This is a genomic window from Rhizobium sp. A37_96 (assembly GCF_053521765.1).
Genome location: NZ_JBNWDS010000002.1, coordinates 321,355 through 344,978 on the forward strand (window position 1 = coordinate 321,355; position 23,624 = coordinate 344,978).

Below are 23,624 nucleotides of genomic sequence, written 5' to 3' on the forward strand. Positions count from 1 at the left end.
ATGCTCGAATCCTACCTTACCTTGAAAGCCGAATACGAAATCGTCCCGATGGAGATCAAGGATTGCGCCGAAGTGGCCCTCCTGCACGGTGAGCGGTTTCCGCGGATCTGGGACGAGACCGAATTCCAGGGCCTCCTCTCACAGGAGACCACATTCGGGTTTGTCGCCCGCCAGACCAATGCCATCCTGAGGAAGGCGCTTCCCGGCTTCGTGCTGGCGCGGCATGTGGCCGGCGAGGGCGAAATCCTCACCATTGCCGTCAACGCCAAGCTCGGGCGCTCCGGTCTCGGCTGGAGGCTGATGCAGGCAGCACTGCGCGAAACCCGCAATCGTGGCGGCGAGACCATGTTTCTGGAAGTCGACGGCGGCAATCAGCCCGCGCTCGGCCTCTACCGCAAGCTCGGCTTCGAAAAGGTCGGCGAGCGCAAGGCCTACTATCTCGGCGACGACGGCACGAAGTCGACGGCGCTTGTCATGCGCCGCGTTCTTCGCTAGTCCGTTGTCACAGTCCAAATAGACCGAAGACAGCAATCGATGGATGATGCCGTAAAATCCCTTGAGGAGCTTTGCGCCGAGCGCGGCATGCGAATGACGGAGCAGCGCCGGATCATCGCGCGCATCATCGAGAATTCCGGCGATCACCCGGATGTCGAGGAGCTCTACCGCCGTTCCGTTCAGGTGGATGCGAAAATCTCGATTTCTACGGTCTATCGCACCGTCAAGCTGTTCGAGGATGCCGGCCTTCTTGCCCGCCACGACTTTCGCGATGGCCGCTCCCGCTACGAGACAGTGCCGGAAGAGCATCACGATCACCTGATCGACCTGAAGAGCGGCGTTGTGATCGAATTCCACTCGCCGGAAATCGAGGCGCTGCAGGAGCGCATTGCCCGCGAACACGGCTTCAAACTCGTCGACCACCGGCTGGAGCTCTACGGCATCCCGCTGAAGAAGGACGAAGGTTGACGTGAAGGCTTTCATGCAGGAGCGAATGATTTGATGACCTGGCTGCGCATCGGCTGTGCCGCCGTGGTCATCTGTGTCGTCAGCGCCGTGATGCTGCCGCTGCAGATCCTTTGCCTGCGCTTCGACTGGAAACTCAGGCGATACCTGCCGCGCTACTGGCATCGCATCGTCTGCTACTGGCTTGGCGTGCGCATCCATGTCATCGGCAAGCTCGAGACGAGCCGGCCTTTGATGCTGGCTTCGAACCATTCGTCCTGGCTCGACATTCTCGTTCTGTCGGCGGTCGCCGATGTCTCCTTCATCGCCAAGTCGGAAGTGAAGGACTGGCCGATCTTCGGCCTGTTCGCGCAATGGCAGAAGAGCGTATTCATCGAGCGCGAGCAGAAGCGCAAGACGGGCGATCAGGTCAACGAGATTGCCGAGCGCATGGCCGACGGCGAAATCATGGTGCTGTTTCCGGAGGGGACCACCTCGGACGGCAATCGGCTGCTGGAAGTCAAGTCTTCGCTCTTCGGCGCTGCTGCCGCGGCGTTGCCGAAGACGCCGGATGCCGTCGTGCATGTGCAGCCGGTGGCGGTCGCCTATACCCGCATTCACGGTATTGCGATGGGCCGCTATTATCGCCCGATCGCGGCCTGGCCAGGTGACATCGAGCTGGTGCCGCACCTGAAGGATATCGTCGCCTGTGGTGCGATCGACGTCGATGTCTGCTTCGGCGAAGCGGTCGACTATCGCGCCGGCACCAACCGCAAGGAAGTCAGCGCCACCGTTGCGCGGCGTATCCGCGCGATGCTCGCCAGCCGTCTGCTTGGCCGCGAGATCGCCTGATTTCCAGGTGGTTTCAACTTTTTCATTTTCTCCGAAAGCAAAAGCCACTACATAGCGGCCATGACCAAGGACAGCCTGACCCTCGACGCCCCGGCGACCGATGCCCTGCAGCTCGGCCCCCGCGACGGCTCCAACAGCCGCAAGGTCTTCATCAAGACCTACGGTTGCCAGATGAACGTCTATGATTCCACGCGGATGAGCGATGCGCTCGCCCGCGACGGCTACGAGCCGACCGAGGACATGGAAGAGGCCGACCTCGTTCTTCTGAACACCTGTCATATCCGCGAGAAGGCGGCCGAGAAGGTCTATTCAGCGCTCGGCCGCCTGCGCGACATGAAGAAGCGCAAGGCTGCCGACGGCCGCGAGATGATGATCGGCGTCACCGGCTGCGTCGCCCAGGCGGAGGGCGAGGAGATTCTTCGCCGTGCGCCTGCCGTGGATGTGGTGATCGGTCCGCAGACCTATCACCGTCTGCCGGATGCGCTTCGCCGCGCCAAGGAAGGCCAGCGCGTCGTCGATACGGAATATGCGATCGAAGACAAGTTCGAGCATCTGCCGATCGCCGAAAAGACGAAGATCCGCGCCCGCGGCGTCACCGCATTCCTGACGGTGCAGGAGGGCTGCGACAAGTTCTGCACCTTCTGCGTCGTTCCCTATACGCGCGGCTCCGAAGTATCCCGCCCCGTCTCCCAGATCGTCGAGGAAGCCGAAAAGCTGGTGGATGGCGGCGTGCGCGAAATCACGCTGCTCGGCCAGAACGTCAATGCCTGGCACGGCGCCGGCCCCAGGGGCGAAGCCTGGAGCCTCGGCGACCTGCTTTATCGCCTGGCGGAGATTCCCGGCCTCGCGCGTCTGCGCTACACGACCAGCCACCCGCGCGACATGGACGAGCGCCTGATCGACGCGCATCGCGACCTGCGCACGCTGATGCCCTATCTGCATCTGCCCGTCCAGGCCGGTTCGGATCGCATCCTGAAGGCGATGAACCGACGGCATACGGCTGCCGAATATCTTACGCTCATCGAGAAGATCCGCACGGCACGCCCCGACATCGCCCTGTCGGGCGATTTCATCGTCGGCTTTCCGGGGGAGACAGATCGGGATTTTGAGGATACATTGAAGCTGATCGAGGAGGTGAACTATGCACAGGCCTTCTCGTTCAAATATTCGACTCGCCCCGGCACGCCCGGCGCGGATTTGAAGGATCAGGTGCCCGAAGAGATCAAGACGGAGCGGCTGGAGCGGTTGCAGGCGTTGTTGCTGCGGCAGCAGCATGCTTTTGCCGAGGCCTGCGTGGGCAAAACAGTGGATATCCTTCTGGAAAAGCCGGGCCGGATGCCGGGCCAGTTGATTGGACGCTCCCCTTGGCTGCAATCTGTGAATGTTGATGCAAAAGCATCGCAAATCGGTGACATTATCAACGTACGAATCACCGGAACCAGCACCAACAGCCTTTTTGCTGAATTGCTTTAGGTTCCGGACGGATTAAAGGAGCCGCACCGCTTGAACGGACAGGAATTGGTTTCTTCTTCATCGCGCCAGCCCCGCACCGCGAGCGACGCCAATCACTTCACCCTGACGTTCGAGAATAATCGGTTCGCCAGCGAACTTTTCGGACAATTCGATCAGAACCTGAAGCTGCTTGAAGAGCGTCTCGGCATCGATGCGCGGGCCCGCGGCAATTCTGTCGTAATCACCGGCGATGTGCTTGCCACCAATCAGGCGCGCCGCACGCTCGATTATCTCTATGACAAGCTGCAAAAAGGCGGCAATGTAGAGCGTTCCGACGTGGAAGGGGCAATCCGCATGGCGGTTGCCGCCGACGATCAATTGACGCTGCCGACCATGGAGAGAAAAGCCAAGTTGACGATGGCGCAGATTTCGACGCGCAAGAAGACGATCATTGCTCGCACGCCGACGCAAGACGCCTATATCCGCGCGCTGGAGCGTTCCGAGATGGTGTTCGGCGTCGGCCCGGCCGGCACGGGCAAGACCTATCTGGCCGTTGCGCACGCCGCCCAGCTTCTGGAGCGCGGCGCGGTGGAAAAGATCATCCTGTCGCGGCCGGCCGTCGAGGCCGGCGAGCGCCTTGGCTTCCTGCCGGGCGACATGAAGGAAAAGGTCGATCCCTATCTGCGTCCGCTCTATGACGCGCTCTATGACATGATGCCGGGCGACAAGGTCGAACGTGCGATCACCGCGGGCGTCATCGAGATCGCGCCGCTCGCCTTCATGCGCGGCCGCACGCTTGCCAACGCCGCCGTCATCCTCGACGAAGCGCAGAACACGACGTCGATGCAGATGAAGATGTTCCTGACGCGTCTCGGCGAGAATTCACGGATGATCATAACGGGCGATCCGAGCCAGATCGACTTGCCGCGCGGCGTCAAGTCCGGCCTGGTGGAAGCGCTGCAGCTCCTGCATGGCGTCGAAGGCATCTCCATCGTTCGTTTCAAGGACACCGACGTCGTGCGTCACGCGCTGGTGGCGCGCATCGTTCGGGCCTATGATTCGACCTATGCCACCCAGGGCGAGGAAAGCGATCCGCAGATCTGATCTGCGGCCCAAAAGCTCATGGCCGAACTCGATATACAGATCAGCGTGGAGGAGGGCGATTGGCCCTCCGAAGAACAGTTGCAAGCCCTGGCCGAGCGGGTGCTCGGAACAGCGGCGGCCTATTTGAAGAAGCAGGAAAAGCAGCCGTTTCCCAAGATCGCGCCCGAACTGTCTCTGGTGTTCACCGACGACGCTTCCATCCGCGAGATCAACGCGGAATGGCGCTCACAGGACAAGGCGACGAACGTGCTGTCCTTCCCGGCCTTCCCGCTGCAGCCCGGCGGCAAGCCCGGCCCGATGCTCGGCGATATCATCATCGCCAGGGAAACGGTGGAGCGCGAAGCCACCGACCTCGAAAAGAGTCTTGACGACCATCTGACCCATTTGATGGTGCATGGTTTCTTGCATCTCTTCGGCTACGATCATATGAATAATGGCGAAGCCGAAAGAATGGAGGGGCTGGAGACTCGCATTTTGGCGGAGCTTGGCCTATCTGATCCCTATGCGGGACAAGATCCCATTTGATTTGAACCCTGTCTGACCAGGAACAATGAGCGACTTTACGACAAGATCGGCCCCCGAGGCCAAAGACGGAGCCGATGCGGCCTCCTCCGACGAGGTAGGCAGTAGTAGCAACGGCAAGCGATCCCACTCTTCATTCTGGTCGCGCGCTGCGCGCATCCTTCGCCCGGCCCAAGGTGCAGCCAGGCTGCGCGAGGATCTGGCCGATGCATTGATGACCAATGCGGCCGATGACGATGCTTTTTCCCCCGACGAACGCGCGATGCTGCACAACATCCTGCGCTTCCGCGAGGTGCGCGTCGAGGACGTCATGGTGCCGCGCGCCGACATCGAAGCCGTGGACCAGAACATCACCATCGGCGAGCTGATGATCCTGTTCGAGGAAAGCGGCCGCTCGCGCATGCCCGTCTATGCCGACACGCTGGATGATCCGCGCGGCATGGTGCATATCCGCGATCTTCTGTCCTATGTTGCCAAGCAGGCGCGCAACAAGCGCCGCGGCAGCGGCGTCAAGGCCGCCGCCGCAACGGGCGCGACCACAGCCGAGAAGCCGCCGCGCTCGGTCAAGCCGAATTTCGATCTGTCGCGCGTCGATCTGCAGAAGACGCTGGTCGAGGCCGGCATCATCCGCAAGATCCTCTTCGTGCCGCCCTCGATGCTGGCCTCCGATCTTCTGCGCCGCATGCAGGTCAACCGCACGCAGATGGCGCTTGTCATCGACGAGTATGGCGGCACCGACGGCCTGGCGTCGCATGAGGACATCGTCGAAATGGTCGTCGGCGATATCGACGACGAGCATGATGACGAAGAAGTGATGTTCAAGCGCGTCTCCGAGGACGTCTTCGTTGCCGATGCCCGCGTCGAGCTGGAAGAGATCGCCGCGGCGATCGGCCCGGATTTCGACATCATCGAGCAGGTGGACGAGGTGGATACGCTCGGCGGTCTGATCTTCTCCGCGCTCGGCCGCATTCCCGTGCGTGGCGAGGTCGTGCAGGCGCTACCGGGCTTCGAGTTCCATATTCTCGATGCCGATCCGCGTCGCATCAAGCGGGTTCGCATCACCCGCAAGCGTCATGCCGCACGCCGTCGTCCGGCCAAGGCCGAGGGCGAGACGGGCGGGTCGGACCGCGGACTGCCGGCGCCGGATGCGATTGCTGAGGAAACTTCGGCCGAACCCAACGCCTCCAGCCATTAAGTGCCACTTCGGCAGGACAAATCGCTGCTTTTTTGAAAGACTGCGGCCAGTTGATTCGCAGGTGGACGGAGCTGGCGCATGGAGTGGCTTTCGGGCAGGGTGATCCTCGTCTGGGGTTTTAAACGTGCGTTGCTTGCGATACTGGCGGGTGCAATCGGCGTGCTGGCGCTGCCGCCTTTCGGCTTTTTCGCGGCGATGTTCGTTTCCTTCACGCTGCTCGTCTGGCTGCTGGACGGCGTTGCCGCCGGCCCGGATAGCGGCTTGCTTGGGCGGCTGTGGCCGGCCTTCTTCACCGGCTGGCTGTTCGGCTTCGGCTATTTTGTCGCCGGCCTGTGGTGGCTTGGCCATGCGCTGCTGATCGATGCCGACGAGTTCGCCTGGGCCTTGCCCTTGGCAATTCTCGGGCTGCCGGCCTTTCTGGCCGTCTTCTATGGCATTGCGACCGTGCTTGCCCGCATCCTGTGGTCCGATGGCATGGGACGCATCGCAGCGCTTGCCTTCAGCTTCGGTATCCTCGAATGGGTGCGCAGCTTTCTCTTTACCGGATTTCCCTGGAACGCCATCGGCTATGGCGCCATGCCCATTCCGCTGATGATGCAGTCGGCGCATGTCGTCGGCGTGCTTGGTGTCACCGTGCTTGCCGTGTTCGTCTTCGCCGCTCCCGCACTCCTCGGTACCCGTCAGGGCCGGATACCGGGGATCGGCCTTGCCGTCGTCATCGCAGCCGCCCATTTCGGCTATGGCTACTACGCCCTGAATTTGCCGGAGGCGCCACGGGCGGGCAGCACGACGGCGCCGGTGGTGCGCATCGTCCAGCCGTCGATTGACCAGGAGACCAAGATGGACACGGCGGCCGATCGCGCCGCCATCTTCGACAAGCACCTGGCGCTTTCGGTCCAGCCGCCGGCAAACGGCGGCAAGCGGCCTGACATCATCGTCTGGCCTGAAACGGCGGTGCCCTTCATCCTGACGGACAACCGGGATGCGCTCGCCCGCATCGCCGATCAGCTCGAGGATGACCAGATCCTCATCACCGGCGCCGTCCGCGTGGAAGACATGGGGCCGGGCGTCGAGCCGCGCTACTACAACTCGATCTACGTCATCGACGGCCGGGGCCAGATCATCGGCGCCTCCGACAAGACCCATCTGGTGCCCTTCGGCGAATATGTGCCCTTCGAGCATATTCTCAGCTATCTCGGCATCGAGAACGTCGTGGAACTGCCGGGCGGGTTTTCCGCCGCCGCGAAACGGCAGTTGCTGACCCTGCCCGATGGCATCAAGTTCTATCCGCTGATCTGCTACGAGATCATCTTCCCGAATGAAATGACGCCCGAGATCCGGCAGGCAGATGCCATCCTCAACGTCACCAACGATGGCTGGTTCGGCGATACGCCCGGCCCCTATCAGCATTTCCTGCAGGCAAGGGTGAGAGCGGTGGAGCAGGGGTTGCCGCTGATTCGCAGCGCCAATACCGGCATTTCGGCTTTCGTCGATCCGCATGGGCGTGTGCTTTCGGGCATCGATTATAACCAACAAGGTTTCATAGACACCACTTTAGGTGGCGCAACCGTATCGCGCATCGACGACAATGCCCGAAAAGTATACTTTTGGTTGATTGTCGGTGCGGTCGGTATGATCGCGTTGTTTTCACGCATGGGTTTTATTTCAAGGGTGAATTGACCAAAAAACCCTAAAATTGCATAGTGCTTCGTGTCCGCCTTTCGAACGTAGACTGGAGGCCTTGGGGGCGTCGGCTGCAACGTGGCGTTATAGGGGTGGTGAAGGGTACCGGGTGGCAGGTCCTGAATTCAACCTATGTTAGGGTAATATGATGATTGAAAACAAAAAGAAGCCGAACCCCATCGACATTCATGTCGGTAGCCGCATACGCCTCCGCCGCACGATGCTTGGCATGAGCCAGGAAAAGCTCGGCGAAAGCCTCGGAATTACGTTTCAGCAAATCCAGAAATACGAAAAAGGCACCAATCGCGTTGGCGCCAGCCGCCTCCAGAACATCTCCAGCATTCTCAATGTCCCGGTTTCCTTCTTCTTCGAGGATGCCCCGGGTGAACACTCGGCGGCCGGCGGCATGGCCGAGGCTTCCAGCTCCAACTACGTCGTCGACTTTCTGTCTTCCTCCGAAGGGCTGCAGCTCAATCGCGCCTTCGTGAAGATTTCAGATGGTAAGGTCCGCCGCAAGGTCGTCGAGCTGGTCAAGGCGCTCGCGGCCGAGGCGGACGCCGAGTAACCCTTCCGAAGCAAGGATGAAACGATAAAGTCGAGAGGCGGTCATTTTGGCCGCCTTTTCTGCATTTAGGGCAAAATTTTATCACTTTGGCGGGGATATAAAGATATATTTATGTCCTTGTTCGGCTTGTTTTTCGAGGCGGAGGCGAATATCAAAAGCATAGATTTGTTCTTTGAGGGGAATCCCGCATGCGCGCGAATTATCTGTTTACGAGTGAGTCTGTTGCCGAAGGTCACCCGGATAAAGTTTGTGACCGCATTTCTGATGAAATTGTCGATCTGGTTTACCGCGAGGCCACAAAGACCGGCGTGAACCCCTGGAGCGTGCGCATTGCCTGCGAGACTCTTGCCACCACCAATCGCGTCGTGATCGCCGGCGAAGTTCGCCTGCCGCCGAGCCTGATGAAGAAGGACAAGGATGGCAACGACGTCATCAACCCTTCGAAGTTCAAGGCCGCCGCCCGTCGCGCGATCAAGGACATCGGCTACGAACAGGACGGCTTCCACTGGAAGAAGGCGCGCATCGACGTGCTCCTGCATTCGCAGTCTGCCGATATCGCCCAGGGCGTCGACAATGCCGCCGACCAGCAGGGCGACGAAGGTGCCGGCGACCAGGGCATCATGTTCGGTTATGCCTGCCGCGAAACTCCGGATCTCATGCCGGCGCCGATCTACTATTCGCATAAGATCCTGCAGCTGCTCGCCGCCGCCCGCAAGAAGGGTGACGGCGACGTCGCCAAGCTCGGCCCGGATGCCAAGAGCCAGGTCACGGTGCGCTACGTCGACGGTAAGCCGGCGGAAGTGACCTCGATCGTGCTGTCCACCCAGCATCTCGACGAAAGCTGGGATTCGAACAAGGTTCGTGCCGTCGTCGAACCCTACATCCGCGAAGCGCTCGGCGACCTCAAGATCGCATCCGATTGCAAGTGGTACATCAACCCCACGGGCAAGTTCGTCATCGGCGGCCCGGATGGCGACGCCGGCCTGACCGGCCGCAAGATCATCGTCGACACCTACGGCGGCGCAGCCCCGCACGGCGGCGGTGCCTTCTCCGGCAAGGACACGACCAAGGTCGACCGTTCGGCAGCCTATGCGGCCCGCTATCTTGCAAAGAACGTCGTTGCCGCGGGTCTTTCCGACCGCTGCACGATCCAGCTTTCCTACGCTATCGGCGTTGCCCAGCCGCTGTCGATCTATGTCGACCTGCACGGCACGGGCAAGGGTGTTACCGAGGACCAGGTCGAAGCGGCCATCCGCAAGAACATGGACCTTTCGCCGACCGGCATCCGTCGTCACCTCGACCTCAACAAGCCGATCTATGCCAAGACCTCGGCCTATGGCCATTTCGGCCGCAAGGCTGGTCGTGACGGCTCCTTCTCCTGGGAGCGGACCGACCTGGTGAAGGCTCTCAAGGAAGCTGTGAAGATCCGGGAAGCCGCATGATCGATACCGAGCGCCGGTCGCGGGCGACGGAAGCATTCTTCGGCCGGCGCAAGGGTAAGGCCTTGCGCGGCCAGCAGGCTGAAAAGCTGGAAGCATTGCTACCGCGGTATATCGTCGATCTTTCCGCCCCGGCGCCGCAGCCGCTGAACGATCTCTTCCCGGTGCCGACAGAACGTCTGCGCCTGGAGATCGGCTTCGGCGGTGGAGAGCATCTGATTCACAGGGCGCTGGAGCAGCCGAAGACCGGCTTCATCGGCGTGGAACCCTTCGTGAATTCCATGCAGAAGCTGCTTGCGCGCGTCGACGACGCCGGTGCGCACAATATCCGGGTCTATAACGACGACGCGACGCAGGTGCTGGATTGGCTGCCGGACGGCTGCCTCGACCAGATCGATCTGCTCTATCCCGATCCCTGGCCGAAGAAGAAACACTGGAAGCGCCGCTTCGTTTCGCAGGTCAATCTGGCCCGCTTCAATCGCGTCCTCAAGCCCGGCGCGCTCTTCTGCTTCGCCTCCGATATCGACACCTATGTCAATTGGACGCTGCAGCATTGCCAGGCGCATGGCGGCTTCGAGTGGACTGCCCGGAATGCCGCCGATTGGCTGACGCCCTACGAGGGCTGGCCGAGCACGCGCTATGAGGCGAAGGCCCGGCGCGAAGGACGCTCATCCGCCTATCTGACCTTCAGGAAGGTCTGATCGCTCGTTCTTGGGGCGAAAATTTGAGATATCAGTGATCGCATCATCCCGTCTGGACCGCCGTTCGAGGCGGTCTGGATCATGCGCATGCGTCGAAGAAGCAGAGGCCGGTCCGATGCGGTCCTTGCGAGCGGTGACGTTCACCGCTTGGCGACGCTTGTGGTCAGTGCAGGCTGACCGTCTTCAATTCATCTTCGGCAGCACGATAGAAGGTGCTGGAACGATTGTCGGTCAGCAGGATCGGCGTGCCGTCGGCACCGAAGAGCGCCCAGAGATCGACATCGGGGTCGATGCTCGGCGCTTCCGGGAAGCAGCGGGATACTTCGGACCAATCCATTTTTCTGATATAGGCAACCTCGCCGGCGCCGATATTGGCAAGCTCGGATTCGGTTAGGCGGGCGGTGGCTTCTTTCAATAACATACTCGTACCTCCAGTATGAGGGACCAACGGCAGTAAGCCGTTGTCCTACTGTGAGACCGAAATGTTAATTTTCTTTACTATGCGATCCGGTTCCGGCCGAATGAGGTCGACGGAGAGCAAGCCGTTCTTCAATACGGCGCCGAGCACCTGCATGCCGTCGGCAAGAACGAAGACGCGCTGGAACTGGCGGGCGGCAATGCCGCGGTAAAGATAGTCGCGCTCGGCCTGTTCGACCTGGCGACCGCGGATCAGGAGCTGGTTTTCTTCCGTCGTGATATCAAGCTCGTCTTCTGAAAAACCGGCCACGGCCAGCGTGATGCGCAGGCGTTCCGGCTCGCCGGACAGGCGGTCCGCACGCATCCGCTCGATATTGTAGGGAGGATAACCGTCACTGGCCTTGGAAATCCGCTCCAGTGTCTTTTCCATGGTGTCGAAGCCCAGAAGCAGCGGGCTGGCAAAGGGAGTCATCCGGCTCATCGTCTCAAGTCCTTGGCGTCAAGCGACCGTTCCGGACCTGATTTTCAGCACCCGGTTGTCGCTAATATGGGAGTACGCGCCTTTGAGTGCAAGGCGTTGCGTCTTCGCATTTGCGAGATCGAATCGTGCAAGGAAGAATCGTTTGGTGACATGACGCCCGGGCGCTTGACAAAGCCTGACCGGACTCGCGACAAAGCCTCTCGATCTGCACCGGAGGATATCACAGACATGACCGAACCCAGAAAAATCATCATCGATACCGACCCTGGTCAGGACGATGCCGCGGCGATCTTTCTCGCCTTCGGCAGCCGCGAGGAGATCGACGTGCTCGGCATCACGACGGTTGCTGGCAACGTGCCGCTGCGAATGACGAGCCGCAATGCCCGCATTGTCTGCGAACTGTGCAATCGGCGCGACGTCAAGGTTTTCGCCGGCGCGGATGCGCCGCTCAAGCGCAAGCTGGTCACCGCCGAGCATGTGCATGGCAAGACCGGCCTCGATGGTCCCGATCTGTCGGAACCGACCATGGAACTGCAGCCGGGCCACGCCGTCGACTTCATCATCGACACGCTGCGCAGCCAGCCGGAAGGCGCGGTCACGCTCTGCACGCTGGGGCCGCTGACCAATGTGGCGCTGGCCTTTCAGAAGGCGCCCGACATTGTTGCGCGCGTGCGCGAGCTGGTGATGATGGGCGGCGGCTTCTTCGAGGGCGGCAACATCACGCCGGCGGCCGAATTCAACATCTATGTCGACCCCGAAGCGGCCGACATCGTGTTCCGCTCCGGCGTGCCGATCGTCATGATGCCGCTCGACGTCACGCACAAGCTGCTGACGCGCAAGGATCGTGTCGCCCGCATCGCCGCCGTCGGCACCCCGCCTGCAAAGGCCATGGTCGAGATGCTGGAATTCTTCGAGCGCTTCGATATCGAGAAATATGGCTCCGACGGCGGTCCGCTGCATGACCCGACCGTGGTTGCCTATCTGCTGAAGCCTGAGCTTTTCAAGGGACGCGAGTGCAACGTCGAGATCGAGGTGACCTCGGAGCTGACCGTGGGGATGACCGTGGTCGACTGGTGGCACGTCACCGACCGCAAGCGGAACGCCAAGGTCATGCGCGATGTCGATGCCGATGGCTTCTTCGCGCTATTGACCGAACGGTTCGCCCGCATCTGATCGGGACCAAGAAAAAGGCCGCCGGAGCGATCCGGCGGCCTTTTGATTCACTCAAGCCGGGTCGGCTCAGAATTCTTCCCAGTCGTCCTGTGCCAGGGCATTGGCGCCGTGGGTCTGGGGAATGGCCCTGCGTGCCGGCGCGGCCACGGGCGCTGCAGCCCTGCGGGGAGCTGCCGGAGCCCGCATCTGCTGGGCTGTCGCCCGCAATGCGCTGGCATTGTCCTGAATGGCGCCCGCGGTGCGGAAGCGGGCGACGAGCGTTCTCAGGGTCTGGGCTTCCTCGGCGAGCGCCACGCTGGAAGCGGTGGTCTCCTCGACCATCGCGGCGTTCTGCTGGGTCACCTGATCCATCTGGTTCATGGCCGAGTTGATTTCCTTCAGCCCGATTGCCTGCTCGCTTGCGGAAGCGGAGATCTGGCGGATCAGGCCGTTGATCTCCATGACCTGCTGGGCGATCTTGTGCAGGGCATCGCCTGCGCGGCCGACCAGATCCACGCCTTCCTTGACCTGACCCGCCGAGGTATTGATCAGGGTCTTGATCTCCTTGGCGGCGTTGGCCGAGCGCTGGGCCAGTTCGCGCACTTCCTGCGCGACGACCGCAAAGCCCTTGCCAGCTTCACCGGCACGGGCGGCTTCGACGCCGGCGTTCAATGCAAGCAGGTTGGTCTGGAAGGCGATCTCGTCGATAACGCTGATGATGCGCGAAACTTCCTGCGACGATTGCTCGATGCCATGCATGGAAGCAATGGCCCTCTGGACGATCTCGCCGGAATGCTCGGCATCCTCGGATGCGGCATTGACGCTGCTTGCCGCCGTGCGGGCATTCTCGGCGCTGGAATTGACCTGCGCGGTAAGCTCGTTGAGGGCTGCCGCAGTCTCTTCGAGGCTTGCCGCCTGCTGCTCTGTGCGGCGGGCGAGGTCCGACGCGCTGGTGCTGATTTCGCCGGTGCCGCTGCCGATGTTGCCGACGCTGACATTGACGGTGTGGACGGTCTCCTCGAGGCTGGCAAGCGCGGCATTGAAGTCCTGCTTGAGCTGGGCGTACTCGCCCGGGAAGTCGTCGGCTATCCGGTGGTTGAGGTTGCCCTTCGAGAGCTCGGCGAGGCTATGGCCGAGAATGCTGACGATATGACGTTGCAGCGTGACACTCTCGTTGCGCTCGGTTTCCGAGCGGCGGCGTTCGCCCTCGGCAGCCAGACGCTGATCATTGGCTTCGCCTTCCAGACGCTTGGTGTCGGCGAGCGCGAAGCGGAAGCCTTCGAGCGCCTTGGCGACCGAACCCACTTCGTCGGCACGCGCCTGACCGGCGACCGGCTCGGCATAATTGCCTGCGCTCAGGCGGTTGACGCTCGCGATAAGGCCGGCGAGCGGCTTCTGCACGAAGCCGCGCACGGCGACGTAAAGAGCGAGCATGACGGCGCCCAGCACGAGGATGCCGGCGATGATCATCGTGTAGGTCTGATCCTGCACCGGTGCGGCGATCGCGCTGTGAGGAACGTCGATGAGGACGACCCAGGTCGCGTTGAGGCCGGGAACGGCGAAGGGGTAGACGACGCGGTCGAATTCTTCGCCGCCGTTTTCGGAAAGGTTCTTGAGGATGCTTGCGGAGGAGGAACTCAGCGCCGCCTTGATGACGTCGGTGCCCGCGCCGTTATAATCCTTCATCAGCAGGTCGGCGGTCGGGGCGACCAGCCACTTGTTGTCCTGGGAGACCAGCAGCACGCGGCCCGAGCCGAATGGATGCAGCTTCTGGAGCTTCGTGTAGAGCGAGTTGAGAGAGATATCGACGCCTGCAACACCGATCATCTTGCCGCCGGACATGACCGGATAGGCGATCGAGCTCATGGTCGTCGGAACGTCGGTGCCCTGTGCCAGGTAGGGCGGCGTGATCGCGCCCTTGCCGCTGTCGGCGGCAAGCTTCCACCAGGCGGCCGTATAGTCGTTGTCGAAGGTCGAGAACTGGATGCCGCCGTCCTTCGTCTTGGACCAGTAGGGTGAAAAGGCACCCTTGTCGTTGACGCCTTCATCCTTGTTGTTGGCAAGTTCCGTCGTCTTGCCGTCCAGCGCGCCGAGCTGCTCGCAGAACCAGCTGCCGAAGGCAAAGGCGTTCTGTTCTACGTTCGCCTTGAGGATGTTGATGATACCCTTGCGATCGAAGGTATGCCCTTCGTGACCGCGACCGATGATGGCAGCCATGGAACGGGCAGCACTGGCCATTTCGCCGAGATTGGCGGCGATCTCGTTTGAAATGGATTTGGCCTCGGTATTGGCCTGATCCATTGTCAGCGCTTCGACACGGTCGCGGGTCTGTGAAATCAGCAAAAAGTTGGAAACCAGCAAGACGAGCGCGATCGCCAGCCCGGTGACCAAGATCAGCTTGGCCGCAAGCGACTTCATACGAAAGATGAACATCATTTCCTCGAAAATGCGATGCGTCGGATAGACATTATCCGGATGCAAAGTCGGCACAGGATGGCCCTGTCATGGGGCCGCCGTGAAAATTCCTGCCGGAGCCGAAAGGCCGTGCACGTCAGGCCAGAGGAGAATGATACGGAAGCGCAAAAATTTAATTAATTGCGCTTCGCAATGCTTACGAAATTTTATCTTTAAAGCTTCTCGGCGACTTCGCTCGCAACCGGAATGGACGGTTGAGCACCCGGCTTCAGGCAGGCGAGCGAACCCGCCACGGTGGCCCGGCGCAGGCTGGCGTGAAAATCCAGGCCCTGATCGAGACTTGCGGCGAAGTAGCCGCAGAACGTATCGCCGGCGCCGACCGTATCGACCGGCTCGATGACGAGACCCTCGGCGCGCGAAAGCTCGCCGTCGCGGATGGCGATGACGCCGTCGCCGCCGAGCGTCACGATCAGCGTCTGGCCGGTCTCTCCGTGCAGGCGGACGAGGGCGGCCTCTCGCTCGGATGCCGACATGTTGTCCTGGCCGGCCAGTCTTTCGAATTCGGTCTCGTTGGCGATGACGATCTCGGCAAGCCGGCCGAGGCGAGCGGCCTCCGGGATCAGCGGCGCGAGATTGAGCACCGTGCGCACGCCCTTCGCCTTTGCGGCATTCAGTGCCGTTTCGACGGCGGCGACCGGGATTTCGAACTGCAGCATCAGCGTATCGCCCGGGTTCAGCGCGGCAACGGCGGCGGTGGCGTCGTCGCTCGTATTCGTGCCGTTGGCGCCGGGAACGACGGCAATCATGTTCTCGCCGTCGCCACCCACCAGGATGAGGGCCGTGCCGGTCGGCTCGGAGACGCGCCTGACGGCGGAAAGATCGGTGCCGGCTGCATCGAGCAGGGCAAGCGCGGGCTCGGCAAAGCCGTCATTGCCGACGGCGCCGCTGAGGCGGACCGTTGCGCCGGCGCGGCGCGCGGCCAGCGCCTGATTGGCGCCCTTGCCGCCCGCGGCGGTGGAAAAGCCGTTGCCGGCGACGGTTTCTCCCGGCTTCGGCAAGCGATCCGTTGTGGCGATGAGATCCATGTTAATGGAGCCGAAAATAGTGATCATGCGATATCCTGCCCTGGGCGTTGATCCTGCGTGATCCTGCCCGAAGGCTGCTCTATGTCTTTTGGGATCATGCATCGATTGGGCGCGACACTGCCGAAGCGATCAGTCTTCGTCAACCACCCTCAGCTTGAGTTGGCTCGTGCGGTTATCGACCGGCTTTGGTTTCTCTTCGGCACGCGTCTTCGCAGGCTCTTTCGCGGCCTCGAACTCCAGCGCCTCGATCCTCTCGCCCCGCCTTGCCAGCTTGTCGGCCGAGGTGACGATCATGTCGACATCCTTCTGCGCCATGGCAAAATGGCCCTGGAGCTTGCGCACCCGCTCATCCAGCCGGGAAAGATCGTCCATCAGATGCGCGACTTCGCTTTGGATGACATGCGCCTGCTCGCGCATGCGCTGATCCTTCAGCACTGCCTGGATCACCTGGATCGACAGCATCAGCAGCGAAGGCGAGACGATGACGATGCGGGCGCGCTGCGCCTTCTGCACGATCGCCTCGAAGTTCTCGTGAATCTCGGCGAAGATGGATTCGGAGGGCACGAAGAGAAAGGCCGTGTCCTGCGTTTCGCTCGGGATGAGATATTTCTCCGAGATGTCGCGAATATGCAGTTCCAGATCCCGGCGGAACTGTTGGGCTGCGATCTTGCCATGTTCCGGGCTGGCGGCGCCGCGAATGGCGTTCCACGCTTCCAGCGGAAACTTGGCATCGATAACCAGCGGCGGCGAGCCGTTCGGCATGCGAATGGTGCAGTCCGGCCGCGAGCCGTTCGAAAGCGTCGGCTGGAAGGCATAGGCGCCCATCGGCAGTCCATCGGCGACGATGGTCTCCATGCGTGCCTGGCCGAAGGCGCCGCGCGTCTGCTTGTTGGAAAGGATGGCCTGCAGCCCGACGACATCCTTCGCCAGCGACTGGATATTGGTCTGCGCCGCATCGATGACGGCAAGCCTCTCCTGCAGCCGGCGCAGGTTTTCATGCGTCGAGCGCGTCTGCTCGCCGATCGTCGCCGTCACCCGTTGCGACATGCCGTCCAGACGCTGGCCGATCGCCTGGTTGAGCTCGGCCTGCCGCGAGCCGAACACTTCGGCCATGGCGGCGAGCCGGCCCTGCATCTCCGCCTGCGATCGAAGAAGCGCGGCCATGGTATGCTCGGCGTCGAGCATGTCGTCCTCCGCGCGCGCCCTGCTGCGGATGAAAAGGACGAGCACCGCGATAACAAGCAGGATGACGAGGCCGGTCAGGATCTGGACCGTGGAAATGGCTTGGCCGAAGAGGATGAAGGACATGAAACCTGGCGCGCTGGTGAAGTTCTAGATCGGCACCATAGCAAAATTGTTGTGAATATCCAGATCAAAACGTGAACAGAATTTCCGGACCATTTGCTCTGGCTTTGACGGCGGCCGTTGAAAAAACACCGCTTCACGGCCTCTTGGCGATTCCATCGCACAACAAGATGCGTTATGGGAAACGTCATGACGATCAAGCCACTTATCATTTTGCCCGATCCGCTGCTCCGCCAGGCTTCCAAGCCCATCGAGCAGATCGATACCGAAATTCAGCGCCTCGCCGACGACATGCTGGAAACCATGTACGACGCGCCGGGCATCGGCCTCGCGGCGATCCAGATCGGCGTTCCCCGCCGCATGCTTGTTATCGACGTCGCGCGCGAAGGCGAAGAGAAGACGCCGCTGGTTTTCATCAATCCGGAGATCGTCGCGTCGTCGGACGAGCGTTCGGTCTATGAGGAAGGCTGTCTTTCCATTCCGGATTACTATGCCGAAGTGGAGCGCCCTGCGCGCGTCACCGTTAAGCATCTGGACCGCAACGGCAAGGAATTGCTCACCGAGGCTGAGGGTTTGTTGGCGACCTGCGTACAGCACGAGATCGATCACCTGAACGGCGTGCTGTTTATCGACCACATCTCCCGTCTCAAGCGCGAGATGGTGATCAAGAAGTTCACCAAGGCCGCCAAGTCCAAGGCTCTGTGACCGGCCGCCATTGAAAGATCAGCTGCGGGCGCCTATGATATCTTTGATATCAAATGGAGGCGCGGATGGGTGATCTTTTGATTCGCGATATTTCCGAGCCCATGAAGCAGGATATCGCAAGACGGGCAAGGCAAACCGGACGCAGCCTTTCGGAGGAGGCGAAAGAACTCTTACAGAAGGCCTTGATCGCGGAGAAAGCCGAAATGGAGACCCCTCGACCATCGGCTTGGGATCTTCTGAGACCGATCCTCTATGATGGCAATGACACCGCAGCAGCGGAATATGCACGCATCATGGAAGAAATCGAGGCGGAGCGAAAGAAGGACTTCGGCCGTCCGGTCGAGGACTTTGAATGATCGTCCTCGATACGAATGTTATTTCTGAGTTGGAAAGACCTGTTCCGGATCAAAATGTAACTGTCTGGATGAAGGCTCGGTCAAGCACGGAATTCTATCTTTGCGATGTCGTGGTGATGGAGCAATCCTATGGCGCGGAGCGCTTCTTGCTTCGCACGCAGTCCGATCGTTACACGAAGATCTTCAATGCTTTGCTCGCGTCGCTCCACGGCAGGATCCTTCGCTTCGATCAAAATTCTGCCATTGAAACGGGTCGTATTCGTGCTCGTCGGGAGCGTTCGGGCCATCAGATCTCCGTGCAAGACGCCATGATCGCCGCTATCTGCCTCACGAACGGCGCGACATTGGCGACGCGCAACACAAAAGACTTCGAGGGGCTTGATCTCAAGCTCATAAACCCGTTTGAAGGCGGCTAACATTTGACCCGGGTGGCGCTTGGGTCATTCGAAACTTGATAATCTCAGCCGGATGGATCGCATGTCGCTCAACATCATTTTCATGGGAACGCCCGAATTCTCCGTGCCGACGTTGCGGTCCCTGATCGATGCCGGGCACAAGGTTCGCGCCGTTTACACGCAGCCGCCGCGTCCCGGCGGCCGGCGCGGGCTCGACCTGCAGAAATCGCCGGTGCATCAGGCGGCCGAATTGCTCGGCCTGCCGGTGTTCACGCCGGTCAACTTCAAGGATCCCGACGAGCGCCAGCGCTTTCGCGATCTGGATGCCGATGTCGCCGTCGTCGTGGCATACGGCCTGCTGCTGCCGGAAGCGATCCTCACCGGTACGCGCCTTGGCTGCTACAACGGTCATGCGTCGCTGCTGCCGCGCTGGCGTGGAGCTGCCCCCATCCAGCGGGCGATCATGGCCGGCGATGCCAAGACCGGCATGATGGTGATGAAGATGGACAAGGGTCTCGATACCGGTCCGGTCGCGCTGACGCGCGAGGTCGAGATCGGCGACACCATGACATCGGGCGAGCTGCATGACAGGCTGATGCTCGTGGGCGCCAAGGCCATGGCCGAGGCGATGAACAAGCTGGAGCATGACGAGCTGCCGTTGACCGCCCAGCCGGCCGAGGGCGTTCTCTATGCCGCCAAGATCGACAAGGCCGAAACCCGCATCGATTTCGGCAAGCCGGCGGCGGATGTGCATAATCATATTCGCGGACTGTCGCCTTTTCCCGGCGCCTGGTTCGAAGCCGAAATCGCCGGCCGTCCCGAGCGCATCAAGGTGCTCGGCTCGGCGCTGGCCGAGGGCAATGGAGCCGCCGGTCACGTCCTGACGGACGATCTCGTCATTGCCTGCGCCTCCGGCGCCGTGCGTCTCACGAGGCTGCAGAAGGCCGGCGGCAAGCCGCTGGCGGCGGCCGATTTCGTGCGTGGCACGCCGATCTCGCCGGGCACCGTGCTTGCTTCGGGGCAGGGCTGATGCCGCGTTACAGAATGACCGTCGAATATGACGGCATCCCCTATGTCGGCTGGCAGCGCCAGGAAAACGGCCCCTCCGTGCAGGGGGCGATCGAAAGCGCCATCCTGTCGCTGACGGGTGAGACGGTTTCGATCCGCGGCGCGGGGCGTACGGATTCCGGCGTGCATGCCATGGGTCAGGTCATGCATGCCGACCTTTCCAAGGAATGGAAGACCTATACGTTGCGCAATGCGCTCAATGCGCATCTGCGGCTCGCCGGAGATCGGGTCGCCGTTCTCGATATCGTCGAGGTCGACCAAAGCTTCGATGCGCGCTTCTCGGCCATTCGCCGCCATTATCTCTATCGCATCATCGCCCGCCGCGCTCCCCTGGCGCTGGAGGCCGGGCGTGCCTGGTGGGTGCCGAAGGACATGGATCACGAGGTCATGCACGCCGCAGCGCAAACCCTTGTGGGACGGCATGATTTCACCACCTTCCGTTCGGCGCATTGCCAGGCGAACAGCCCGGTGCGCACGCTGGACCGGCTGGATGTGACGCGCAGCGGCGAATTGATCGAGATCCGCGCCACGGCGCAAAGCTTCCTGCACAATCAGATCCGTTCCTTCGCCGGCACGCTGAAGCTGGCGGGCGAGGGCAAGTGGACGCCGGACGACGTGCGTGCAGCGCTCGAAGCCAAGGATCGCAAGGCCTGCGGTCCTGTCGCCCCGCCGGATGGGCTCTATTTCATGCAGGTGGATTATCGCGACGATGCCGGTTTGGCTTCCGGCGAGGGAGAGAACACCGATGACGGTGACGATCTATCATAATCCCGCTTGCGGCACCTCGCGCAACACGCTGGCTATGATCAGGCAGTCGGGAGAAGAGCCCCTCGTCATCGAATATCTGAAGACGCCGCCCAGCTGAACCCGGATATCGGTTCCTTCACCAAGGAAGACGGCGGAGTCGTCGGTCGCTAGCTCAGCCCGGCGGGTAGACCCCGAGGAAGCGCTGCAGGAAATCCGTCAGCAGCATGTTCGGAATGAGCAGCATCAGCGTCAGCGCGCCGATGAAAAGCGGATGCGTGCCGCAGATCATCCTGAGAATGCGTGCCAGCGAGAAGATGGTCGCCATGGTCAGTATCAGCGATAGAAATCCCGCCAGAACCTTCGCGCCGGGGACAAAGATGATCAATGCAAACAGCAATGCATTCAGATAGTTGGCTGGCACGAAGAGCCAATTTACGGTCGCGACGATCGGCGGAAACTTGTCGCCGAAGCGGAAGAGCAGAAGCAGCAGCCCGGCAAGGATCGGCGGCATGAGCCAGCCGGCCGCCTCGACCAGCGCGAGGCGCATGAAGAAGGCGATCCCGGTCGATGTTTCGGGAGGCATGGCCATAAGATAGGCCTGCTGCAGCCATAGCCAGGAAATGCCGATCGGCGGCAGGCTCCAGACAATGGCCCAGAAGGAGCGCAGCATGCCGCGATCCGTTGTATCCAGATACTGGAATCCGCGCGCATCCATGCGTATCAGCAGCCACAGGCCGGACAGATAATATTGGACTTCCCTAAATGTCGGCATTCTCGAACCAGCGCTGGATGAAGGTCTGGTAGATCCCTGTCAGCGTTTCAAGATCCGACAGCGCCACGCGCTCGTCGACCATATGCATGGTCTGGCCGACGAGGCCGAATTCGACGACGGGGCAATAGTCCTTGATGTAGCGGGCGTCGGAGGTGCCGCCGGTGGTCGAAAGCGCCGGCCTTTGGCCGGTGATGTTTTCGACGGCCGAAGAGAGCGAGGCGATCAGCGCATTGTTGCGCGTGAGGAAGACCTGGCTCGGGCGCTCGGACCAGGTGATGTCGTATTTCGCCGGCGGGCGTCCGGGGCGCAGCGTCTGGTCTGCGGCTGCCGCATCCAGGCGGGCAATGATTTCGGCCTTCAGCGTATCGGCGGTCCAGGTGTCGTTGAAGCGGATGTTGAAGGTCGCGGTCGCCTTGGCGGGGATGACGTTGGTGGCGGCATTGCCGACATCGATGGTCGTCACTTCGAGGTTGGACGGCTGGAAACTGTCCGTGCCGGCATCGAAAGGCGGGTCGAGCAGCGCTTCCGTCAGCTTGATGATGCTGAGCACGGGGTTGTCGGCGAGGTGCGGATAAGCGGCATGGCCCTGGACGCCATGGACGGTGATGAAGCCGGAAATCGAGCCGCGGCGGCCGATCTTGATCATGTCGCCGAGCCTGTCCGGGTTGGTCGGTTCGCCGACGAGCGACGCGTCCCATGTCTCGCCGCGCTCGGCTGCCCATTGCAGCAGCTTGATCGTGCCGTTGATCGCCGGCCCTTCCTCGTCGCCGGTAATCAGGAAGGAGATCGAGCCGGCGGGCTTGCCGTGCTTCTCGATATGGCGCGCGACGGCGGCGACGAAACAGGCAATGCCACCCTTCATATCGACAGCGCCGCGCCCGAAAAGCTCGCCATTGGCGATCTCGGCGGCAAAGGGCGGGTGGCTCCAGGAGGCGGCATCGCCGACCGGCACTACGTCGGTGTGCCCGGCAAACATCAGATGCGGTCCATCCGCGCCGAGCCGCGCATAGAGGTTCTCGATATCGGGCGTTCCCGGCTCGCTCGCCGTCATGCGCTCGACCTTGAAGCCCAGCGGCAGCAGCATGTCGGCAAGCGCGGTCAGCGCACCGCCTTCGGCTGGTGTGACCGAGGCGCAGCGAATGAGGGTCTGCAGGTTGGTGACGGGATCGGTAACGGTCATCGGAGGCAACTTATCCGGCGGGAAATGGCAAAGCGATGGCAAAGGATCGGCGATGGCTCGAAAATCTTTGCCGCGATTCCAGCAATCGCACAGGCATGTTAACCCGGCAAGCACAAGGGAAGCGCGATATGGAACCGCGCTTCCGAAAATTCGCGATCAGTCGCGCAGCAGCTCGTTGATGCCGGTCTTCGAGCGGGTCTTTTCATCGACGCGCTTCACGATGACGGCGCAATAGAGGCTGGGAGCGGGCTGGCCGTTCGCCATGGTATTGCCGCTCGGCAGGGCGCCGGCGACGACGACCGAGTAGGGCGGAACTTCGCCATAGGTGATCTCGCCGGTGGCGCGGTCGACGATCTTGGTCGATTTGCCGATGAAGACGCCCATGCCAAGCACCGAGCCTTCGCGGATGATGCAGCCTTCGACCACTTCCGAGCGGGCGCCGATGAAGCAATTGTCCTCGATGATCGTCGGGCCGGCCTGCATCGGCTCCAGCACGCCGCCGATGCCGACGCCGCCGGAAAGATGAACATGCTTGCCGATCTGCGCGCAGGAGCCGACGGTGGCCCAGGTATCGACCATGGTGCCTTCGTCGACATAGGCGCCGAGATTGACGAAGGACGGCATCAGGATGGCGTTCGGCGCGATATAGGCGGAATGACGCACGACGGCGTTCGGCACGGCGCGGAAGCCGGCTTCGCGGAAGCGGTTCTCACCCCAGCCTTCGAACTTCGAGGGAACCTTGTCCCACCAGGTGGCGTTGCCCGGACCGCCTTCGACGATCTTCATGTCGTTCAGGCGGAAGGAGAGCAGAACCGCCTTCTTGAGCCACTGGTTGACGGTCCAGTTGCCGTCCGCACCGCGTTCGGCCACGCGCACTTTGCCGCTGTCGAGGAGATTGAGCGCCGTCTCGACGGCCTCGCGGACTTCGCCGCGCGTCGAGGTGTTCACATTGTCGCGATTGTCGAAAGCAGCCTCGATGGACTTTTCGAGGGAGGCGAGATCGTTAGCGCTCATGGGAATTCCTTAAAACGTCAGTGCCTATCGTGATTTCCGGAATGGTCCGGAAGCGGTCGATTGGTCCTATAGCATGGATG

General features: G+C 61.6%; 25 protein-coding genes and 1 pseudogene. 18 read left to right on the plus strand and 8 right to left on the minus strand.

Going from position 1 to position 23,624, the window contains the following annotated elements:
• The 11 genes from ACQZ6J_RS08005 (at position 1) to trmB (ending at position 10,452) form a co-directional block, all read left to right on the plus strand.
• On the plus strand, positions 1 to 495 hold the full coding sequence (locus ACQZ6J_RS08005; RefSeq protein ID WP_449083241.1) for a GNAT family N-acetyltransferase: 495 nt from the start codon (positions 1 to 3) through the stop codon (positions 493 to 495).
• Between the two features lie 39 nt (positions 496 to 534).
• The gene (locus ACQZ6J_RS08010; protein ID WP_449083243.1) at positions 535 to 963 is read left to right on the plus strand and encodes a Fur family transcriptional regulator; all 429 of its coding nucleotides are present in this window, start codon (positions 535 to 537) and stop codon (positions 961 to 963) included.
• Positions 964 to 993: 30 nt separating this feature from the next.
• On the plus strand, positions 994 to 1,791 hold the full coding sequence (gene olsA / locus ACQZ6J_RS08015; RefSeq protein WP_163984861.1) for a lyso-ornithine lipid O-acyltransferase: 798 nt from the start codon (positions 994 to 996) through the stop codon (positions 1,789 to 1,791).
• 60 nt (positions 1,792 to 1,851) lie between these two features.
• On the plus strand, positions 1,852 to 3,264 hold the full coding sequence (gene miaB, locus ACQZ6J_RS08020) for a tRNA (N6-isopentenyl adenosine(37)-C2)-methylthiotransferase MiaB (RefSeq protein ID WP_449083245.1): 1,413 nt from the start codon (positions 1,852 to 1,854) through the stop codon (positions 3,262 to 3,264).
• 30 nt (positions 3,265 to 3,294) lie between these two features.
• Positions 3,295 to 4,347, plus strand: a complete 1,053-nt coding sequence (locus tag ACQZ6J_RS08025) for a PhoH family protein (protein ID WP_163984859.1) — start codon at positions 3,295 to 3,297, stop codon at positions 4,345 to 4,347.
• A gap of 18 nt (positions 4,348 to 4,365) precedes the next feature.
• Entirely contained in the window at positions 4,366 to 4,872 is a 507-nt protein-coding gene (ybeY, locus tag ACQZ6J_RS08030) for an rRNA maturation RNase YbeY (protein ID WP_449083248.1), read from the plus strand.
• A 25-nt stretch (positions 4,873 to 4,897) separates the two neighbouring features.
• Positions 4,898 to 6,064, plus strand: coding sequence for a hemolysin family protein (locus ACQZ6J_RS08035; RefSeq protein WP_163984857.1), 1,167 nt, complete (start codon positions 4,898 to 4,900; stop codon positions 6,062 to 6,064).
• 78 nt (positions 6,065 to 6,142) lie between these two features.
• Entirely contained in the window at positions 6,143 to 7,744 is a 1,602-nt protein-coding gene (gene lnt / locus ACQZ6J_RS08040) for an apolipoprotein N-acyltransferase (protein ID WP_449083250.1), read from the plus strand.
• A gap of 151 nt (positions 7,745 to 7,895) precedes the next feature.
• Positions 7,896 to 8,312: a helix-turn-helix domain-containing protein gene (locus ACQZ6J_RS08045; protein WP_163984855.1), complete on the plus strand. Its 417-nt coding sequence runs from the start codon at positions 7,896 to 7,898 to the stop codon at positions 8,310 to 8,312.
• Positions 8,313 to 8,500: 188 nt separating this feature from the next.
• Entirely contained in the window at positions 8,501 to 9,754 is a 1,254-nt protein-coding gene (gene metK / locus ACQZ6J_RS08050) for a methionine adenosyltransferase (protein ID WP_163984854.1), read from the plus strand.
• Positions 9,751 to 10,452 carry a tRNA (guanine(46)-N(7))-methyltransferase TrmB gene (gene trmB, locus ACQZ6J_RS08055; RefSeq protein ID WP_449083253.1) on the plus strand — a complete coding sequence of 234 codons (702 nt, stop codon included), beginning with the start codon at positions 9,751 to 9,753 and terminating at the stop codon, positions 10,450 to 10,452. Before metK ends, trmB begins: the two co-directional genes overlap by 4 nt.
• 163 nt (positions 10,453 to 10,615) lie before the next feature.
• On the opposite strand, the gene ACQZ6J_RS08060 is transcribed toward trmB, so the two are convergent.
• Together ACQZ6J_RS08060 and ACQZ6J_RS08065 are read right to left on the minus strand one after the other, a co-directional pair.
• A complete protein-coding gene (locus tag ACQZ6J_RS08060) occupies positions 10,616 to 10,873 on the minus strand; it encodes a BQ00720 family protein (RefSeq protein ID WP_163984852.1) in 258 nt (85 codons plus the stop codon).
• Positions 10,874 to 10,918: 45 nt separating this feature from the next.
• Complete coding sequence (locus ACQZ6J_RS08065; protein ID WP_449083255.1) at positions 10,919 to 11,350, minus strand: Hsp20 family protein; 432 nt, start codon at positions 11,348 to 11,350, stop codon at positions 10,919 to 10,921.
• A gap of 228 nt (positions 11,351 to 11,578) precedes the next feature.
• On the opposite strand from ACQZ6J_RS08065, the gene ACQZ6J_RS08070 reads away from it, so the two are divergent.
• On the plus strand, positions 11,579 to 12,523 hold the full coding sequence (locus tag ACQZ6J_RS08070) for a nucleoside hydrolase (protein WP_449083257.1): 945 nt from the start codon (positions 11,579 to 11,581) through the stop codon (positions 12,521 to 12,523).
• Positions 12,524 to 12,589: 66 nt separating this feature from the next.
• On the opposite strand, the gene ACQZ6J_RS08075 is transcribed toward ACQZ6J_RS08070, so the two are convergent.
• From ACQZ6J_RS08075 to ACQZ6J_RS08085, 3 genes are all read right to left on the minus strand, one after another.
• A complete protein-coding gene (locus ACQZ6J_RS08075; RefSeq protein WP_449083259.1) occupies positions 12,590 to 14,935 on the minus strand; it encodes a methyl-accepting chemotaxis protein in 2,346 nt (781 codons plus the stop codon).
• A 194-nt stretch (positions 14,936 to 15,129) separates the two neighbouring features.
• The gene (locus ACQZ6J_RS08080; RefSeq protein WP_449083261.1) at positions 15,130 to 16,029 is read right to left on the minus strand and encodes a ribokinase; all 900 of its coding nucleotides are present in this window, start codon (positions 16,027 to 16,029) and stop codon (positions 15,130 to 15,132) included.
• Between the two features lie 102 nt (positions 16,030 to 16,131).
• Entirely contained in the window at positions 16,132 to 17,310 is a 1,179-nt protein-coding gene (locus ACQZ6J_RS08085) for a DNA recombination protein RmuC (protein ID WP_449083263.1), read from the minus strand.
• A 186-nt stretch (positions 17,311 to 17,496) separates the two neighbouring features.
• Between ACQZ6J_RS08085 and def the strand changes: the two genes are divergently transcribed.
• From def to ACQZ6J_RS08115, 6 genes and pseudogenes are all read left to right on the plus strand, one after another.
• Entirely contained in the window at positions 17,497 to 18,012 is a 516-nt protein-coding gene (gene def / locus ACQZ6J_RS08090) for a peptide deformylase (protein WP_163984847.1), read from the plus strand.
• 65 nt (positions 18,013 to 18,077) lie between these two features.
• On the plus strand, positions 18,078 to 18,368 hold the full coding sequence (locus tag ACQZ6J_RS08095) for a FitA-like ribbon-helix-helix domain-containing protein (RefSeq protein ID WP_449083265.1): 291 nt from the start codon (positions 18,078 to 18,080) through the stop codon (positions 18,366 to 18,368).
• Positions 18,365 to 18,784 carry a PIN domain-containing protein gene (locus ACQZ6J_RS08100; protein ID WP_449083267.1) on the plus strand — a complete coding sequence of 140 codons (420 nt, stop codon included), beginning with the start codon at positions 18,365 to 18,367 and terminating at the stop codon, positions 18,782 to 18,784. The genes ACQZ6J_RS08095 and ACQZ6J_RS08100 overlap by 4 nt, the downstream gene beginning before the upstream one ends.
• Positions 18,785 to 18,845: 61 nt before the next feature.
• A complete protein-coding gene (fmt, locus tag ACQZ6J_RS08105) occupies positions 18,846 to 19,793 on the plus strand; it encodes a methionyl-tRNA formyltransferase (protein ID WP_449083269.1) in 948 nt (315 codons plus the stop codon).
• The gene (truA, locus tag ACQZ6J_RS08110; protein ID WP_449083271.1) at positions 19,793 to 20,599 is read left to right on the plus strand and encodes a tRNA pseudouridine(38-40) synthase TruA; all 807 of its coding nucleotides are present in this window, start codon (positions 19,793 to 19,795) and stop codon (positions 20,597 to 20,599) included. Before fmt ends, truA begins: the two co-directional genes overlap by 1 nt.
• Positions 20,577 to 20,693 (plus strand): annotated as a pseudogene (locus tag ACQZ6J_RS08115) (arsenate reductase (glutaredoxin)); the annotation flags it as partial. The gene truA and the pseudogene ACQZ6J_RS08115, both read left to right, overlap by 23 nt.
• A gap of 57 nt (positions 20,694 to 20,750) precedes the next feature.
• Here the strand turns inward: ACQZ6J_RS08115 and ACQZ6J_RS08120 are convergent.
• The 3 genes from ACQZ6J_RS08120 to dapD all read right to left on the minus strand — a co-directional run bounded on the left by ACQZ6J_RS08120 (position 20,751) and on the right by dapD (position 23,544).
• Positions 20,751 to 21,350, minus strand: coding sequence for a hypothetical protein (locus ACQZ6J_RS08120; protein WP_163984843.1), 600 nt, complete (start codon positions 21,348 to 21,350; stop codon positions 20,751 to 20,753).
• Positions 21,337 to 22,530 (minus strand): succinyl-diaminopimelate desuccinylase, encoded by a 1,194-nt coding sequence (gene dapE / locus ACQZ6J_RS08125; RefSeq protein ID WP_449083273.1) that lies wholly within the window; start codon positions 22,528 to 22,530, stop codon positions 21,337 to 21,339. The genes ACQZ6J_RS08120 and dapE overlap by 14 nt, the downstream gene beginning before the upstream one ends.
• Before the next feature lie 156 nt (positions 22,531 to 22,686).
• The gene (gene dapD, locus ACQZ6J_RS08130) at positions 22,687 to 23,544 is read right to left on the minus strand and encodes a 2,3,4,5-tetrahydropyridine-2,6-dicarboxylate N-succinyltransferase (RefSeq protein ID WP_449083275.1); all 858 of its coding nucleotides are present in this window, start codon (positions 23,542 to 23,544) and stop codon (positions 22,687 to 22,689) included.
• Positions 23,545 to 23,624 lie beyond the last annotated feature (80 nt).